Source organism: Cytobacillus luteolus, from assembly GCF_017873715.1.
GTDB classification, from domain to species: domain Bacteria; phylum Bacillota; class Bacilli; order Bacillales; family Bacillaceae_L; genus Bacillus_BV; species Bacillus_BV luteola.
The window spans coordinates 466,616-482,641 of sequence record NZ_JAGGKM010000003.1 but is presented as its reverse complement, the minus strand read 5'-3'; the positions used below and the strand labels follow the sequence as shown (position 1 = coordinate 482,641).

The following is a 16,026-nucleotide window of genomic DNA, read 5'->3' as shown; positions in this document are numbered from 1 at the left end:
TTATACTATATAATAAAAATTGTTAGTGTTTCGAAATAATTAGTATAAAATCTACTAAAAAAAGGAGAATTCTTTATGCAAAACGTTAAACAAAAGCGTCTAACACGCTCAGAGGTTCCTACTGAATTAACTTGGAATTTAGAAGATTTATTTAAAACAACAGAAGAATGGGAAGTAGAACTAGAAGCTATTCAAAAAGAACTCCCTTCCGTAACACAATATAAAGGAAAATTAGCAGAAGGACCTCAAACCCTACTTGCATGCTTAACTGCACAAGAAAAATTGTTTGAGAGAATCGTTTTAGTTGCTACTTACGCAAACCTACGTATCTCTGAAGATGGTTCAAGCCCAGAGAATCAAGGAAATGCAGGTAAAGTAGGATCAGTTCTTGCTAGTATTAATGCTTCACTATCATTCATTGAGTCTGAAGTCTTAGCCTTACCTGAAGGAACACTAGAAAGATACATAGAAGAAGAAGCAGAACTTACTACTTTTAAAAAGACCTTAAAAGATTTACAAGACAAAAAGCCTTATACTCTTTCTGCTGAAACGGAGCAAGTATTAGCGGCACTTGGTGAAGTACATAGCTCACCATATATGATTTATTCTCGCAGTAAATCATCTGATATGGAATTCGATTCATTTTTAGATGAAAATGGTGAAGAACTACCTCTATCTTTCGCTTTATTTGAAGATCGCTATGAATTATCACCAAATACAGAAACTCGTAGAAAAGCATATGAAGGCTTTGTTAAAACCTTAAAGCAGTACAAAAACACGTATGCTGCAACCTATGCGACTGAAGTTATAAAACAAGTAACAATTTCAAAACTTCGTAACTATGAGTCTGTTACACATATGCTTTTACAGCCTCAACAGGTTACATTAGAAATGTATAATAATCAATTAGACGTTATTCAAAACGAACTTGCACCACATATGCGCCGTTTTGCTAAGCTTAAGCAAAGAGTCTTAGGATTAGAAAAAATGCAATTCTGTGATTTAAAAGCTCCACTAGATCCAGAATTCAACCCTTCTACGACTTATGAAGATGCATGTAAAGTAATTTTAGAGTCATTAGAAGTGATGGGTCCAGAATATATGGAAATTATGGAAAAAGCGTTAAAAGACCGTTGGGTAGATTTAGCTGAAAATGTCGGGAAAGCAACTGGTGCTTTCTGCGCTAGTCCTTATGGATCTCACCCTTATATCTTGCTTACATGGACAGATACGATGAGAGGTGCTTTCATTCTAACTCATGAGCTTGGCCATGCAGGACACTTCTATTTAGCGAATAAAAATCAAAAACTATCGAATACTCGTCCTTCCACTTATTTTGTTGAGGCACCTTCAACAATGAATGAGTTATTACTTGGACAGCATATCTTATCAAAAACAGATGACAAACAGATGAAGCGCTGGATCTTATTACAGTTCCTTGGCACATATTATCATAACTTTGTTACTCACCTACTTGAAGGTGAATTCCAACGTCGTGTATATGCACTTGCTGAAGCTGGTAAACCACTAACGGCTACATCACTTTGTCAGCAAAAAGCTGAAACACTTTCTACATTCTGGGGAGATGCAGTAGAAATTGATGAAGGTGCAAGCTTAACGTGGATGCGTCAACCACACTATTATATGGGCCTTTACCCATACACTTACTCTGCAGGATTAACAGCTTCTACTGCAGTGGCACAATTAATTAAAGAAGAAGGTCAACCGGTAGTTGACCGTTGGTTAGAAGTATTAAAAGCTGGTGGAACAATGACACCACTAGAACTGATGAAATATGCAGGTGTAGACATGTCTCAACCTGAAGCAATCAGCAAAGCTGTAGCTTATGTAGGTTCATTAGTGGATGAGCTTGAAAAGAGCTTCGAATAGTTATTAATGCACTTACGAATCGCTAGGAAACTATGTTCCTAGCGATTTTTTGTATTTTCAAAGGTAGATTCCAAGGTTTATCGGTCTATTTTTTTGGGCTCTATTTTTAGGTCGATAAATCATGTAATAAACAAAAGAATATAAAGCTATTAGATTTAATTTAATATTTTTGCCTCTTAAAATGAACTGGTTAACATTTTTACAGGAATTTTATAATACAATTCTTTAGAGGTGATGAAAAGTGGCGAGAGTTGCGTATACCGATAAAGACATCGAGTTAATTGCAAGGATGATGAGGGCGGAAGCCGAGGGTGAAGGACGACTAGGTATGCTTATGGTTGGTAATGTAATTGTAAATAGACGAAAAGCCAATTGTGGTGATTTCGAAGGTTTAAGGTCAATACGAGATGTCATTTTTCAGATTCAAGGTGGAAATTATTCATTTGAAGCTGTACAAAAGGGAAATCTTTTTTATAACCCAGCAAGAGAGGTTGAAAAAAAATTAGCCAAACAAACCTTAGACTTTTGGAGAGAACATCCATCTAAGTATGCTCTTTGGTATTTTAATCCGTATGCTCCATGTCCCCCTACATGGTACGGTCAACCATTTTCAGGTCAATTTAAACTACATTGTTATTATGAACCACAAGCTAATACATGCGAAGGTGCTTATCGATGGTAGTAAAAAACCCCCGAATCATGGGGGTTTTTTAGTTTAGCAGAAATGTATAGCTAATCAAATTGTATCGTGTTCGTTTTAGGATTGATTTGATAAATAACATCTTTTCTTTCAATGACTATTCGAGTTTTCTCTCGTAAGTCTTCTTGTTCTGTAATTGCTGTTAACAATTCTTTTGCAGGATTAATTGCAACAGGGTTACCAACACATTTAAACATCGTTAAATCACCATTCGTATCACCATATGCGTAACTTTGTGTTAGATCAATATTATGTTTTTCCACCATTGCTCTTATTGTTTTCTCTTTGCTAACTGAATCCCACATTGGTTCAACTTGTCCTGTAAAAAAGCCCTCATCATCTATGTGGTAGGTAGAACCACAAAAATCAGTTGCACGATACTTCTCAGCCATCTTAGAAACTAGAAAATCTGGACTACCTGAAATAAATATCACTTTATAGTCATTGTCTAAATGCCACTCAATTTGTTGTCTAGTGTATTTATACACTCTATCTGCTTTAAGGCGAATAACCTGTTTAGCAATGAACTCAATGTCTTCTTTAGATACATTGGTTAAATGCTCAACATAGGTCTTACTTACATCAAGTAAGTAAGAATCGTAATTTCCTTGTCGTTTATCCCAATCTTGAAAAGTATGCTTCACCTTTTCATGCCATACAGATGGCGAAATGACTTCATGTTTAATTAGTCTTTTAAAATGTTCAATTAATAATGAGTCACGGTAAAAAGTGCCATCAATATCAAAAAACGCTGCTTTATTTTTAATCATTAATTCTCTCTCCCTAACCTAAATCTCCAATCCACATCTTCTTCTCTTCTATAGCTACTTGGAAGCTCATGTGGTCATTAATTTCTTAGAGGTATTCCTTTATAGATTTTAAAGAACAAATCCAGGATAGGCAAATTCTAAGAATTTTGAAGTCGTAAAAGTACGTTTTTAAATAGTGGTTAGTCCAAAAATACCAAACTGCCAGATCACTATTCCAAAAGTGATAAATAATAGTTCATCTCCAATACATAACACAAAATACCTTGATTCATTATCCTCCTTCCACCAGAGAAAGGCTTCAATAAATAAAGGAATAGCTAAGTGAACAAAGCATAAACCCAAAAATAACATCTGTGAAATAATATTTAAATGCTGAAGGTAGTAAAAGAGCAGAAGATTAATAATAATGAAAGCTACAACAATCATATTAATTTTTTGATGTTTGTTGTTAACAAATTCCATATGATAAGGCTTTTTATCAACCTTGAATACATCTATAAGTACAATCTTTAATAAAAATTTAGTAGTGTACAAAGTTAAAACGAATAGTATTAGTTTTTCACCGTCAGTGACCATTCCACTCACATCTCTGCTCTCTCTACTTTATAATTACTTTTTTTATTACAAAATGCATGATTTTGCTATTTAAACTAAAAATAAGATAAATCATAAACGAAGATACTATTTGTTATCCTGATATAGAAAGGAATAATTATATGGGTTATATGGATCAAGATGCTCAAAATCAACAAGGCAGAGTAGAAAAAGGAAATCGTTTACATTGGCTTTATGCGATTATCGTTGTAGCTGTTTTAGTAGCAGTTCTGATGATTATTCAGTTCTCTTAAATTATATCTAATCCTCAGTTTAGGCAAGATAACTATACGTTAGGTCAAACTTAAAATTGATTTCGCTACATAGGTCTTGCCTCTAAAAAGATTCTCACTTTACGTTTAATATCATAAAAGAAGTAACGAGAGTAGTAACCAGTCCTATCCCTAAAAGGATACCGCCAGCAACTACAAAGTTAGTAATATAGCTTTCTATCATGATATGAAATAGTGCAGTATCCGCTCCCCCCTGTTTCATTAGCCAATTTTCAGCCATTGATGTGCCAAAATAAGTACTGAAAAACAAAAGTATAAATCCTACAATCGTCAATATAGAGCCTATAGTTATAAAACGTATAAGATTATTGTTTGTCATATCTAACCCTCCTATTTAAGTTACTAACCCTCTCATTCCGTGTTCTCTCTTTTAAACGTAACATACATCCCTGATAAAATGGAGGAATTTACAATTTATTCTAGCTGTTCCCCCCACCAACTATTGTTGCTTCAATCCCAAATAATTTTTATTGATTTTAGAATATATACAATTATCTAATAATTAATGTATACTATAACTATACTAACCGGTTGGTATATAAAACTTTGGGAATTTTAAATTCTATAAATTGACAGCGTTTTCATATTGAACCAATTACATATTGAGAGGGGTTAACAAGATGTTAGCAGAAAAGCAACAACAAGAGTGTTCGGCCAGTTCCTTACAGGTTGCAACTCCAGGACATAAGGAAATGTTGAATTATGGATTGGGGTTTTTTGGTGTTATTTTAGTCTGGACACTAGTGGGTACCTTTCTACCCTACTATTATACAGATGTAGCTGGAGTTTCCGCCGGTGTGGTTGGAACGCTTATGCTAGTTGCTCGTCTTTTTGATGGAGTAACAGATCTTGGGATGGGTACTTTAGTAGACAGAACGAGGTCAAAGCATGGTAAAGCACGTCCTTGGATTTTATGGATGGGAATCCCCTTAGGTATCTCCACTATTTTACTATTTTCTGTACCAGACTTTGGAAATACAGGGAAAATCATCTATGCATATGTTACTTATATATTGCTCATTTTGGTTTATACGGCTGTATCAATACCTTATAAAACCTTACTAGGATTAATGACGCAGGAGCCTTATGGAAGATCTGTTTTAAATATTTACACAGGTGTGTTTACGATGTTAAGTACACTTGCTATCATGATCTTTGCTCAGCCTGTTGCAAGTGCAATTGGCGGTAAGCTAGGCTGGACTATTGTGGCAGTTGCCAGTGGAGTAATTATCATGATTACAAGTTACATTGCTTTTCGTTCAACAAAGGAACGTGTCAGTGCTTCTGTTGTTAAAACCAATGATATTATACCGTTCAAAGTTGGTTTAAAGGCATTATTCACAAATAAGTATTGGCTAATTATTACTTTATATTGTGTAATTGCTTATACGCTTAACGCACTTCTAGCCGGAGCAGGACTATATTATACTTCTTATATTCTCGGTAATGCCTCTTATTTTTCCCTAGTGGGGTTACTGCTTTTTTTACCTACCATTATTTGCTTCTTTTTCATGGCAAAATTAGTAGCAAAGTTTGGAAAACGAAACATCGCTTTAACTGTTTCTGTGATAGGTATTTTAGGTCCCATTGTAAAGCTGATTGACCCATCCAATGTAGCTGTCTTCCTAGCTGGCACAGCTATTCAGGGGTTTGGTTTGATACCAATTATTATGTTTTTATATGCTATGATTAATGACACTGCAGAATACGGTGAGTGGAAGTTCGGCATTAGAACAGAAGGACTAGTTAACAGTGCTGCAAGCTTTGGCATGAAGGTTGGGGCGGGTCTTGGTGGAGCTTTAATCGGCTGGCTATTAGCTTTTGGTGGTTATGTTGGCGGACTTGACGAACAAACAGCATCTGCAACGACTATGATTCTAGCACTCAATATTTATATTCCATTTGTTTTAGCAGTTTTACAAACTGTACTTATGTGGATGTACAAACTTGATGAACAATATCCGCAAATCTTAGCAGATCTAAATAAGAAAAGATAATAAACGGAATGTCCTTTAGCGTCAGGGACATTCCTTTTTTTCATTCTTGTTAATATTGAGTTAAAATGACATCTGTAATCGTTACATTAAGTAACTGCGCTATTCCACTTTTCGAAATACTCATCTAATGTTTGATAACGATCCTCTTTTTTAAGATTGACAGCTTTTAAAGCAACTGCGTGCAACTCTTCATTTGCTTGCCACTTATCCAAAGATCGATCAAGTCCACCACCTAATAACTGAAAAGCTGTTGCTGCCATTAAAAATACATTTGATCTCTCATCAATCTGTGCGCCAAGTTGGAACTCTTCTGGAGACATAAATCGACTTGACCCCCACATCCGTCCTATAGTATTGATGACAGGTTTTTTAGCATATAATTCTACATCACAAATCATTGTTTGTTTTATAGCAAAATCATACATTATGCTCCCATCATAAAAATCAAGCGCAATATAACCACATTTGTTCGTATGTAGATGAAATATCAGAATCTCTTTATAAATACTTAACTTTTCTTCTAGTGGCAAAGCTATGAATTTATCAAAAGAATCATATTGTTTACCCATACACTTACCTTCAAACCACTCAAAGACAGTTAGGAATCCATCTTTAGTTTCTCTATATTCAATTATTTCAATGAGATTGGGATGTCTTAAATCTTCGTATATAGATATAGTTGATTTAAGGGTTGTTATTGCTTTATCAGGAGATACATTGCTTCTTAGAGTTGATGCTCCAGCCATTTTTAAGAACAGCTTTTTGTTTTTATTTTGAACACCAAAACATAAATATCCAGAATCCTGATTGGCAAATACCTTAAAAACCTTGCCATATTCAGATAAATAATTAAAATCGAAATCTTTTTTAAGCTCGAATGAGACATTATCGATTGTTTTTGTTATCATTTCTAACCTCCAAAACCCATTTAACGACTTTTTCTATTTTACTTAAAAGAAAGCACTTGAATACTCTACTTTCCCAGATACATTGGTAAGTGCGTTTTCACGTAATTCTAGTGCCATGAACAATTCTTCCGGCACCTCAAAAGGAACTTTTATATTCCATAATGAAGCCTTTTTGAAACCGAATTTTGGATAATAATTTGGATGCCCCAAAACTATGACAGAGTCATAATTTAGTAATTTTGCCTTTTGTAACGATTCCTTGATTAAGGTACTACCTACCCCTTTATTTTGAAACTCTGGATGTACTGAAACAGGAGCAAGTGCGAGCGCTTGAACATATTGGTTAGGATTTACGATTTGACATTTTGAAAGTAGAATATGTCCGATTATTTGTTTACTAACACTTTCTATTGCAACTAATGATAATTTTGGCACATATTCAGTTGACTCTCTAAGTCTAGAAACTAATTCTTGCTCCTTTTTATCACTGAACGGCATAGTTGCAAATGCACTTCTTATTACTTGTTCAATTGTTAAATAATCTTCTTCTTGTTCTTCTCTAATTACTAGGTTCATTTTCTTTTCCTCCATCATTCTTTTACCCACTAAAAGACCTCCGTACAAATACGTTTTTAAAAATAAAAAAGCAGAAAATGAACAATCGTCATTTTCTGCCTACATACAATAAAAGAGCATACAAAAACTGCATGCAAGTTCACCATAATAGGTCTGTTTAAAACGATGTTCTTAACCCTGGTTACATAGTCTGTAAAAATGGAATAAGCATAATAAAATGCAACTTATTTCAAAGACTAAATAGCACAAATAGAATAATTAGTTAAGAACAACAACTTTCAAACAAACATCCCCTATTCGTATCTTTTCCATATTAATCCTAATTTACATTTTTAACTAAGTCAATAATGAAATTCATTAAAACTCTTCTACCTTCTTAAATAGCTAAGTCTGCTAAGTGCTTAAGGCCATTCATTTTATAATTATCATTCCTTTTTTAGAAATATCTTATTCTAAATTGTAATCTTTTTTAAATCTGACTTTCCCCCTTTTCACCGTTAATTTAACAATTTTTAAAGGCATTGCAAAAAACTAACATTTTAAAATTTAGATATTAAGACAACCTATAAACGAGCGCTTAAAAACATTCCTTTTTAGGCGTTACATTTCAATGGGGGGTTTTACGTTTGAGGAAATCACTTGTTTCTCTTTCAGCAGCAGCATTAATGGTCGTGGGTCTAACTGGTTGTGGAATGAACGATAATAATGTCGATACGTTTAATAACGATCGAGATGCTCGTATATTAGACCGTGGGTACCACGATAATAATGACTTAAACTATCGCCGCGGAGATACAATTGATAACGAGGGTCCTATCACTGAAATGATGGATGACGATAACGGTCGTGGAATTTTGAATAACAATAACGATAACGACCTTGATATCCTTGATAACGACGATAATAATCGTAATCGTAATATGCTAGGTGGTAACGACAACGATCGAAATCCAAGAGGAACTAGACCTGGTGGTAACAACGCCGGAGGTACTGGTACTGGTGGAACTCGATAGACGACTGTCCTTTAGAATCGAAAAATCCTCCTATTGGAGGATTTTTCTCTTTTTTATACCCTCTAATTCCCTGTCTTGTTCCTTCTCAATATCCCTAAATATTCCTTCCATGGTCCTACGTCTTCTCTGTATCTCTCAGCCATTATTCTAGTTACTTGATTTAGGTGTGTTAAGTCATGTACAACCCAGGTTGATAATAATTCCCTTATGTGGACTTTCCCAAAGGCAGGATGAATGCCGCTTAATTCCAGATCCATCTCAGCTTTGATAAGCGTCTTCAATTTAGATAAACTTTCTGCTCTGCAGGTCTTAAATTCAATCATTTTATCCTCAATTGATCTGTTATTGCCATCGGTTAAATGTGAATAACGATCAAAAACCGGGAATGGCCTGCTTTCTCCCTCGTTAAGAATAATTTCTATTCTCGGTATCCAGTTGGTCTTTTCACCCTCAATTAAGTGATTCATTACTTCAATAATGTTCCATGTACCTTCACCTTCGTTACACAATAACCAGTCTTTATTTAATCCAACTAAAAAATGCTCCAATGTTTGCGGTGTTCGCTCTAACACCTCAATGGCTTCATTCAGCTTAAAATTCAATTTACATGCTCCTTTCTTTTTCTCACCTATAAAGTTTCACAATATCTCAATATTTCTGATAATAAAAAATTCACATTCTCATTTATACTAAAAATAGATAAGAAAGCGCTTTAATTTATTAAAAGTGCACTTATCCTACTTCATTAAAAAGGGTGACAAATATGGATTACAAACAAGTTAAAGAAAAATTAGAGGCATCTAAGATGGAGTTAATTCATAAGTTACAGAAACCGAATTTATCTCATGAGGAAAAAGATAATCTCGAAAAATCAATTGCTAATATAGATTATATTATTGAACTAACTGATATGAACCATTATGAGCGTGGTTGAGGTTTAACGAGTTATGGAGGCGAAAACGTCGCCTCCTTAAAAATTTGGTTACCTATAGTATAAATTTCAACTACGATTTTCTACTAAAATTTAGAGCTAATCGTTTGTAAATAAACCACTGGATTTAATTTGGCTTATAGCTCTCTCCAATGTCACTTCATCTTGAACAAGAGCGATCCGTACATACCCTTCCCCTGACTCACCAAAAGCGTTACCTGGTGTGACAACCACTCCAGCTTTATCTAAAAGATCATAAGCAAATTTCGTCGATGTAGTACCATTTGGTATTCTTGCCCATACAAACATAGACGCACTCGGACTTGTAACCTTCCACCCTAATGCACTTAATCCGTTAACTAATTTGTCTCTTCTTTTTTTATAGGTCGCTCGTAATTGGTCACTAAAATCCGTTTCTACTGTCAGTGCAGCAATGGCTGCCTTTTGGACTGGTAAAAATACACCGTAATCTAAGTTACCTTTTAGAACATTTAAAGAATGAATAATCTCTTGATTTCCTACTATGTATCCAATCCGGCAACCAGCTAAATTGAAGCTTTTTGAAAGAGAATTAAATTCCACTCCGACTTCCTTTGCCCCTTCAACTGATAAGAAACTTATTGGTTTTTCCTGCTCATAATATAGTTCGGAGTAAGCAAAATCATGAACAACGATAATATTGTATTTTTTTGCAAAAGAAATGACTTCCCTAAAAAAATCCACAGTTGCTAACGCTGGAATTGGGTTTCCAGGAAAGTTCAGTATCATCATTTTAGCTTGATCCGCAATATTTTTTGGAATCGATGACAAATCTGGCAAAAATTCATTCTGCTCTAATAAAGGCATCGGATAAGGCTTAGCACCTGCCATTGCTACTGCAGTTGCATAGGCAGTATAGCCTGGATCAGGTACTAAAATAAAATCACCTGGATTCGCAAAAACCATCGGTAGATGCACAAGCCCGTCTTGCGATCCCATTACCATTAATACTTCACTTTGTAATTCTAAAGACACCTGGTACTTATTATTGTAGTAAGTACAAACTGCCTCCTTAAATTCTTCAATTGCAGTTAATGTATATCCATAGGATGTTGGCTTATTTACGTAGCTATTTAGCTCATCCATTATGTAATTTGGTGGTGGTAAGTCTGGGCTACCCACACTTAAATCCACGATGTCTCTTCCCTCTGCTAGTAGTTGTTTTTTAAATTTCAATAATTCATTAAACACACTTTCCTTGAAGGCATTCATTCTAGTCGCTACTGTAAACTTCATAAAGCATCCCCTTCAAACAAATTTCTTATTATTTCGAAAAATATAAGTGATATAATACCGTACTTTTTTCATTTTGTCATGTAGAACATAATTATCACCGTAATGGTTTAAGCTAAGTAGAAACGATAATTATGAGGTGATTCCTTGAAAAAGAAGATCAGTATTCATTTTTTGTTTCTTCTTTTACTTTTTACAACAGCATGTGCAGGACCAACTGAGTTGTTTAGTGGAGTGAAAGTTAAATCTGAACTCAATAGCTATATTGAAGAAATTGGCCAATTAAACGAAGTTCAAAATACTCTACTCGCGGAATATGAACAAGGGTTTGTAGAAGAAACAGATAATGAGGTCGCATTGAATCATTTGAACGAGGAAATTATCCCCCCCTTTGAAACCTTTTTACAAGACACTAGAAGTGTTCAACTAGAAACGGAAGAAGTAAAAAACCTCCACGCTATCTATATAGAAGCAATGGAGATTCAGTTAGAAGTTTTTACTGATTTCAAGCAATCTCTTGAAACAGACAATGATGCTTTATTTGACGAAGCAAATAACAAAGTTGATCAAGTAAATGAATTACTTGACCAGCATGAAAACCAATTTAAGGACCTAACGAAAGAATATAACATCAATCTAGAGTTCGCTGGGGAATGATTACTCATTCCTCTCTATTTTTAATCCTTCTACATGCTTTTTAGAAAGCAGCTTATCAATCCTTCTATTTTCTTTGGTTTCAAAGATAATGCTCATATCATAATCCTCAGGATAAAGCTCCTCAGCCTTTATATAGAGATTTACTCTTTTTTGGTTTATTACTTGTTTTTCTCCTTTTACGAGTACAATTAAATCTCCTTTTTCATTAACCGGTTTAAATACTATACCAATCTCGTTCAAAGAAGGAATTTTGACATTATCTCCTATGCTAAATTCAAATATATCTTTTTTCTGTTCTTCCTTTACTTTGTGTTTTTGGCTTCTAATATGCTTGTTTTCGGAACCCAATTGACGATCTAACTCACCTTTTCTAAAATCATCAGAATAACCATATTTCTTTTCTTCTTTATACGTAATTTTATGAGCATTTTCAATAATTTGAGGATGTATGCCTAGTTTCAATGAAATCGCAAAAGCTTGGCTTTTCCCTCCTTTTCCAACAATTAAACGATAGGTTGGCTTAAGGGTTTCAATATCAAACTCCATCGACCCATTTTGGAATCCTTCTGTATTGGTTGCATAATCCTTAATCTCACTATAATGCGTTGTTGCTAGTATAGTCGCCCCTTTTTTATAAAGCTCCTGTAAAATAGCTGTAGCTAGACCCATTCCTTCAGCTGGATCTGTTCCAGACCCTAATTCATCAAGTAATACAAGCGTTTGGAAGGTTGTTTCCTTTAAAATCTCAATGATATTCTTAATGTGTGATGAAAACGTACTAAGCGATTGCTCAATACTTTGGCCATCCCCAATATCCACTAAGATTTGATGAAAAATCGCAATCTCACTTTCTTCTTCTACCGGAATATGGATACCAGATTGTGCCATAAGCGTTAACAACGCGACTGTTATAATGGTAACTGTTTTCCCACCAGTGTTTGGACCTGTAATCACAAGAGCATCATATTCTTCACCAATAACCAATGATAATGGCACAGCCTGTTCATGTAATAATGGATGCTTAGCACCTCTTAACTTAATCGTATGATGTTCATTGATTTGAACCGAACGACCACTAATGGCATGACTATACTTCGCTTTTGCAAAAACAAAGTCATAATGGGCCATTGTATCAACAGATACCTTGATTTCTTGTTCATGTTTTTCTACTCTGCCGGTTAACATCATTAATATTTGATGCTCTTCCACTTCTTCTTCAAATTTCAATCCACTAATTTCATCTTGTATAATGGAGATTTCCTCTGGTTCAATATAGACTGTAGACCCAGAAGCAGAAGCATCTAACACCGTACCATTTACATTTTTTCGATACTCTTTTTTAACAGGAATAACATACCGTCCATTTCTGACACTAACAATTGCATCCTGCAAATATTTAGCATACTTTGTTGACTTTACTACTTTATCGATTTTATCCTTTATCCTTTCTTCAAGGATTGCAATTTGCTTTCTGATTTTCAAGAGTTCCTTAGAAGCATAGTCATCTACCCTACCATTTCGAATACATCTTGCAATTTCACTGGCTAAATCTTGTAAATCAAATAATGAATAAACAAAAGTACTAATCTTAGGTGCAATTCCCTCTTTATCTTTCATAAACCTTCGTAGTTTTTCAGCACAATCAATTAAATCATAGACCGCTAGTAGTTGGTCTGGTCGTAAAGGTACACCTTTGTTCATGTTATTTAAAATAAGTTGTACACCTTTTAAGCCATGAATAGGAACACTAGAACTTTTTCGTAAAATTTCCTTTGCTTCTGTCACCTCTTCTAGCCAGGAAAGAATTTGCTTTTTATTTGTAGACGGCGACAGCAAATCAACCTTCTCTTTTCCTAATTCAGAAATACAGTATTTCGAAATTGCATCTTTAATCATTTGAAATTGTAATGTTTTCATTGTATTTTGATTCAACAGTTTTTCCTCCAATATTTTTACTCTTGTTTGTTTTTTCCACTCTATGATTCATTCATTTATCTCTAAGAACGCAAAAAACCGCAAAGAACACATCGTTCCTTGCGGTAAACTTCAAAATTCAACGTTAGTAAGAATAGATAAGCCTAAATAATAGTATTCAAATAAACCAAGAGAATAGTCCTTCTCATGGAATCTTATTAAAATACAAAAAACTGTACATCAAGCACAGCGTCTCATCTAATTCTTTATCGAATGTTTTACGCAATGTGTTCTTAACAATAAACTTTTAACCATAGCAAATAAGACGACCCTAGGACGTTATTTGTGGAAAAATAGTTTATTTATGAAATTACTTAGTTAAGAACGACTCCCTGCATACAAACATTCTCCTTTTAATTTTATTCATTCATAATATAACCTACCTATTAACTATTTGTCTAGATTTTTTTCCTAAAATAGACAAGTTTTCCAATTGTACATGCATATACATACTAGTAAGAAAGTTAAGACATGCTTAGGGGTGATTTTTAAATGAAGCTGGTGTACATAAGTAAAAAATGGATTATGTTTGTTTCATTCTGTTTTCTAGCCGCCATTACAAGTTGGTATGTGGTTGATCGTGAAACCTTGCCTACTGCCCAAGACCAAAACCAAGAATTTGTCATTAATATGGTGACTGGGGAATTTAAGAGTAAAACTGAAGACGGAAAGGAAATAGAAGCTTATCGATGGGACCCAGGAACAATCTATATTCCAAAGGGACAAAACGTAAAGTTAAGTATTTACGGAGTGAATGGCAAGGAACATCCATTCATCATTGAAGGCACTGACATCAAAGGGACAGTAACAAAGGGTAAGGAAACCATCCTCAATCTAAAGTTTGATGAAGAGGGAATTTATCGCTTAATCTGTCTAACACACGAAGATATTGCACACAATGGACCAATGATTGCTTATATTGTTGTTGATTAAATAGTAAAAGCTCGGACAAGAGTATCCGAGCTTTCCTTTTTTAGCTTGTAGCTTTATTAATAGCACTATGGTTTGTAAGCGCTTGGAGCTCTCGAGTAGCTTCTACCATCTCACTGTTACACAATGGACAAGCTGGAATTTCCGTGCTTTTAAAATTATCTCGCAGCCAACATTTACACTCATCCGAAGAACATTCCCAAACTTTTGTTTCAACTTTTACTACTTCTTCTTCAAATTTTCTACCAAATGCCATAATTAATCCCTCCAAGCTACCAAAAAAACAACGTTGGATAGCAACAAATTTAATACCAGACCCATGGCTACCTACATTACCAAATTTGTAAAGAAAAAAATTCACACATTATAAAAAGCCCAAAACTATACTTTTTATAATAAGTGAATCTGCTACAAATTTATTTTAGTTAATTCGATAGATATTTATACATATAACTATACAGATAATTCACAAGCTAGTCAAACAATTCGTTTTCCAAATGTTTCTATTTGACATTTTCAGAATGAGAATAGTAGAAATTGGGCAAAATGGAGAACGATACATATCGTAACTTAAGGAGGAGTGTTCATGAGTTTAGAGTGGTTTTCAAGAATGGAAAATGCAGTAAGAGTAAGTCTACCAGATGTATGTGAAGGATTTGAGGATTTTGAGCTTCTATTTGATACGGATACAACTGAACAGCATCCTTCTTTTATTTTCTCTGTTGATTTAGGAGAAGAAACTTATGAGTTTTGTGTCATCAACTTTGACACGATCAATCAAGAGTTTTATTCCTATCATTTTGACGAAGTTGCGGAACTACACGCGAAAGTATTATTTTCAAATCTCGATGAAATGTTAAGTTTCATCCATGCAGCCTTCCATGAGTACTTAGACGAATTCGATGATGAGTACGAAGATCTTCTTGAAGAAGACGAGGATGATGTTCTAGATGATGATATGTTTGGTGATGTTATTTACGAAGGTGATTCTGTTTACGAAGGCGATGTCTTTGATGAGCAAGATGAGGATTTTGAAGACGAAATTGAATGGATTTCAAATGACAAATATATTCATATTGAAGACAACAATCCATATCAAAACGTCGAGCATGCCATTTCTTATCGTTTAGGCAAACTAACAGATACCGGTGATGGTGTTCTCTTAAGAAACACGATTACTAGAGAAAACGGAGAAGAAACGGAAGAGGAAGTCTTGCTTATTTTTAAAGAAGAAGAAGCTTCCTATATCATAGATTTGGTTAGTGAGTATTTAAGTAGTATGAATACACGGAAATAAGCTTTTAGGTTAATGGTGGCCACTTTGAGGGTGGCCATTTTTTGGTTTTTGACCTATAGACCCTGGATCTTCAAAAATATTTGCTGATAATTTGAATTATCGAACTATAAATCCTAGATTTTCGAAAATACTTGCCGATAAATGGATTTATCGAGCTATAAATCCTATATTTTTAAAAATATTTGCCGATAAATGGATTTATCGACCTTATAAATATTGGCTGT

At 34.4% G+C, this 16,026-nt stretch carries 18 protein-coding genes; 9 read left to right on the top strand and 9 right to left on the bottom strand.

Annotated elements, in window-relative coordinates:
- Positions 1–75: 75 nt before the first annotated feature.
- Together pepF and J2Z26_RS11000 are read left to right on the top strand one after the other, a co-directional pair.
- On the top strand, positions 76–1,890 hold the full coding sequence (pepF, locus tag J2Z26_RS11005; RefSeq protein WP_193539077.1) for an oligoendopeptidase F: 1,815 nt from the start codon (positions 76–78) through the stop codon (positions 1,888–1,890).
- Positions 1,891–2,131: 241 nt separating this feature from the next.
- Positions 2,132–2,572: a cell wall hydrolase gene (locus J2Z26_RS11000; protein WP_193539079.1), complete on the top strand. Its 441-nt coding sequence runs from the start codon at positions 2,132–2,134 to the stop codon at positions 2,570–2,572.
- 50 nt (positions 2,573–2,622) lie between these two features.
- On the opposite strand, the gene J2Z26_RS10995 is transcribed toward J2Z26_RS11000, so the two are convergent.
- Both J2Z26_RS10995 and J2Z26_RS10990 read right to left on the bottom strand, forming a co-directional pair.
- Entirely contained in the window at positions 2,623–3,360 is a 738-nt protein-coding gene (locus J2Z26_RS10995; RefSeq protein ID WP_209794341.1) for an HAD family hydrolase, read from the bottom strand.
- 168 nt (positions 3,361–3,528) lie between these two features.
- Complete coding sequence (locus tag J2Z26_RS10990; protein WP_227413866.1) at positions 3,529–3,936, bottom strand: DUF4181 domain-containing protein; 408 nt, start codon at positions 3,934–3,936, stop codon at positions 3,529–3,531.
- 140 nt (positions 3,937–4,076) lie between these two features.
- Between J2Z26_RS10990 and J2Z26_RS22295 the strand changes: the two genes are divergently transcribed.
- A complete protein-coding gene (locus tag J2Z26_RS22295; RefSeq protein ID WP_267912254.1) occupies positions 4,077–4,208 on the top strand; it encodes a hypothetical protein in 132 nt (43 codons plus the stop codon).
- A gap of 94 nt (positions 4,209–4,302) precedes the next feature.
- On the opposite strand, the gene J2Z26_RS10985 is transcribed toward J2Z26_RS22295, so the two are convergent.
- Positions 4,303–4,566, bottom strand: coding sequence for a hypothetical protein (locus J2Z26_RS10985; protein ID WP_193539082.1), 264 nt, complete (start codon positions 4,564–4,566; stop codon positions 4,303–4,305).
- A gap of 301 nt (positions 4,567–4,867) precedes the next feature.
- On the opposite strand from J2Z26_RS10985, the gene J2Z26_RS10980 reads away from it, so the two are divergent.
- Positions 4,868–6,244 carry an MFS transporter gene (locus tag J2Z26_RS10980; RefSeq protein WP_193539084.1) on the top strand — a complete coding sequence of 459 codons (1,377 nt, stop codon included), beginning with the start codon at positions 4,868–4,870 and terminating at the stop codon, positions 6,242–6,244.
- Between the two features lie 86 nt (positions 6,245–6,330).
- Here J2Z26_RS10980 and J2Z26_RS10975 read toward each other — a convergent pair whose 3' ends face one another.
- Together J2Z26_RS10975 and J2Z26_RS10970 are read right to left on the bottom strand one after the other, a co-directional pair.
- Positions 6,331–7,152: a serine/threonine-protein kinase gene (locus tag J2Z26_RS10975; protein WP_193539086.1), complete on the bottom strand. Its 822-nt coding sequence runs from the start codon at positions 7,150–7,152 to the stop codon at positions 6,331–6,333.
- A gap of 42 nt (positions 7,153–7,194) precedes the next feature.
- Positions 7,195–7,728, bottom strand: a complete 534-nt coding sequence (locus J2Z26_RS10970; RefSeq protein ID WP_193539729.1) for a GNAT family N-acetyltransferase — start codon at positions 7,726–7,728, stop codon at positions 7,195–7,197.
- A gap of 626 nt (positions 7,729–8,354) precedes the next feature.
- Here J2Z26_RS10970 and J2Z26_RS10965 point away from each other — a divergent pair.
- Positions 8,355–8,741, top strand: coding sequence for a hypothetical protein (locus tag J2Z26_RS10965; protein ID WP_193539088.1), 387 nt, complete (start codon positions 8,355–8,357; stop codon positions 8,739–8,741).
- A 62-nt stretch (positions 8,742–8,803) separates the two neighbouring features.
- On the opposite strand, the gene J2Z26_RS10960 is transcribed toward J2Z26_RS10965, so the two are convergent.
- Complete coding sequence (locus J2Z26_RS10960; protein WP_193539090.1) at positions 8,804–9,343, bottom strand: DinB family protein; 540 nt, start codon at positions 9,341–9,343, stop codon at positions 8,804–8,806.
- Positions 9,344–9,504: 161 nt separating this feature from the next.
- Here J2Z26_RS10960 and J2Z26_RS10955 point away from each other — a divergent pair, with 161 nt between their 5' ends.
- Positions 9,505–9,675 (top strand): DUF3896 family protein, encoded by a 171-nt coding sequence (locus tag J2Z26_RS10955; RefSeq protein WP_193539092.1) that lies wholly within the window; start codon positions 9,505–9,507, stop codon positions 9,673–9,675.
- 96 nt (positions 9,676–9,771) lie between these two features.
- Here J2Z26_RS10955 and J2Z26_RS10950 read toward each other — a convergent pair whose 3' ends face one another.
- Entirely contained in the window at positions 9,772–10,947 is a 1,176-nt protein-coding gene (locus tag J2Z26_RS10950) for an LL-diaminopimelate aminotransferase (protein ID WP_193539094.1), read from the bottom strand.
- Between the two features lie 144 nt (positions 10,948–11,091).
- Between J2Z26_RS10950 and J2Z26_RS10945 the strand changes: the two genes are divergently transcribed.
- A complete protein-coding gene (locus tag J2Z26_RS10945) occupies positions 11,092–11,601 on the top strand; it encodes a hypothetical protein (protein ID WP_193539095.1) in 510 nt (169 codons plus the stop codon).
- Here J2Z26_RS10945 and J2Z26_RS10940 read toward each other — a convergent pair whose 3' ends face one another.
- Positions 11,602–13,533, bottom strand: coding sequence for an endonuclease MutS2 (locus tag J2Z26_RS10940; RefSeq protein ID WP_193539097.1), 1,932 nt, complete (start codon positions 13,531–13,533; stop codon positions 11,602–11,604).
- A gap of 534 nt (positions 13,534–14,067) precedes the next feature.
- Here J2Z26_RS10940 and J2Z26_RS10935 point away from each other — a divergent pair.
- Positions 14,068–14,508, top strand: a complete 441-nt coding sequence (locus tag J2Z26_RS10935; RefSeq protein ID WP_193539099.1) for a cupredoxin domain-containing protein — start codon at positions 14,068–14,070, stop codon at positions 14,506–14,508.
- 40 nt (positions 14,509–14,548) lie between these two features.
- On the opposite strand, the gene J2Z26_RS10930 is transcribed toward J2Z26_RS10935, so the two are convergent.
- Entirely contained in the window at positions 14,549–14,761 is a 213-nt protein-coding gene (locus tag J2Z26_RS10930; RefSeq protein ID WP_193468798.1) for a cold-shock protein, read from the bottom strand.
- A gap of 330 nt (positions 14,762–15,091) precedes the next feature.
- Here J2Z26_RS10930 and J2Z26_RS10925 point away from each other — a divergent pair, with 330 nt between their 5' ends.
- Entirely contained in the window at positions 15,092–15,802 is a 711-nt protein-coding gene (locus J2Z26_RS10925; protein ID WP_193539101.1) for a hypothetical protein, read from the top strand.
- The last annotated feature ends 224 nt before the right edge of the window (positions 15,803–16,026 follow it).

Excerpts from the sequence above, each read along its gene's own strand:
- J2Z26_RS10925 (WP_193539101.1), top strand. The coding sequence starts at position 15,092 with ATGAGTTTAGAGTGGTTTTCAAGAATGGAAAATGCAGTAAGAGTAAGT.
- J2Z26_RS10990 (WP_227413866.1), bottom strand. The coding sequence starts at position 3,936 with ATGGTCACTGACGGTGAAAAACTAATACTATTCGTTTTAACTTTGTAC.
- J2Z26_RS10930 (WP_193468798.1), bottom strand. The coding sequence starts at position 14,761 with ATGGCATTTGGTAGAAAATTTGAAGAAGAAGTAGTAAAAGTTGAAACA.
- J2Z26_RS10955 (WP_193539092.1), top strand. The coding sequence starts at position 9,505 with ATGGATTACAAACAAGTTAAAGAAAAATTAGAGGCATCTAAGATGGAG.
- pepF (WP_193539077.1), top strand. The coding sequence starts at position 76 with ATGCAAAACGTTAAACAAAAGCGTCTAACACGCTCAGAGGTTCCTACT.
- J2Z26_RS10995 (WP_209794341.1), bottom strand. The coding sequence starts at position 3,360 with ATGATTAAAAATAAAGCAGCGTTTTTTGATATTGATGGCACTTTTTAC.
- J2Z26_RS22295 (WP_267912254.1), top strand. The coding sequence starts at position 4,077 with ATGGGTTATATGGATCAAGATGCTCAAAATCAACAAGGCAGAGTAGAA.
- J2Z26_RS10980 (WP_193539084.1), top strand. The coding sequence starts at position 4,868 with ATGTTAGCAGAAAAGCAACAACAAGAGTGTTCGGCCAGTTCCTTACAG.
- J2Z26_RS10950 (WP_193539094.1), bottom strand. The coding sequence starts at position 10,947 with ATGAAGTTTACAGTAGCGACTAGAATGAATGCCTTCAAGGAAAGTGTG.
- J2Z26_RS10985 (WP_193539082.1), bottom strand. The coding sequence starts at position 4,566 with ATGACAAACAATAATCTTATACGTTTTATAACTATAGGCTCTATATTG.
- J2Z26_RS10935 (WP_193539099.1), top strand. The coding sequence starts at position 14,068 with ATGAAGCTGGTGTACATAAGTAAAAAATGGATTATGTTTGTTTCATTC.
- J2Z26_RS10975 (WP_193539086.1), bottom strand. The coding sequence starts at position 7,152 with ATGATAACAAAAACAATCGATAATGTCTCATTCGAGCTTAAAAAAGAT.
- J2Z26_RS10970 (WP_193539729.1), bottom strand. The coding sequence starts at position 7,728 with ATGAACCTAGTAATTAGAGAAGAACAAGAAGAAGATTATTTAACAATT.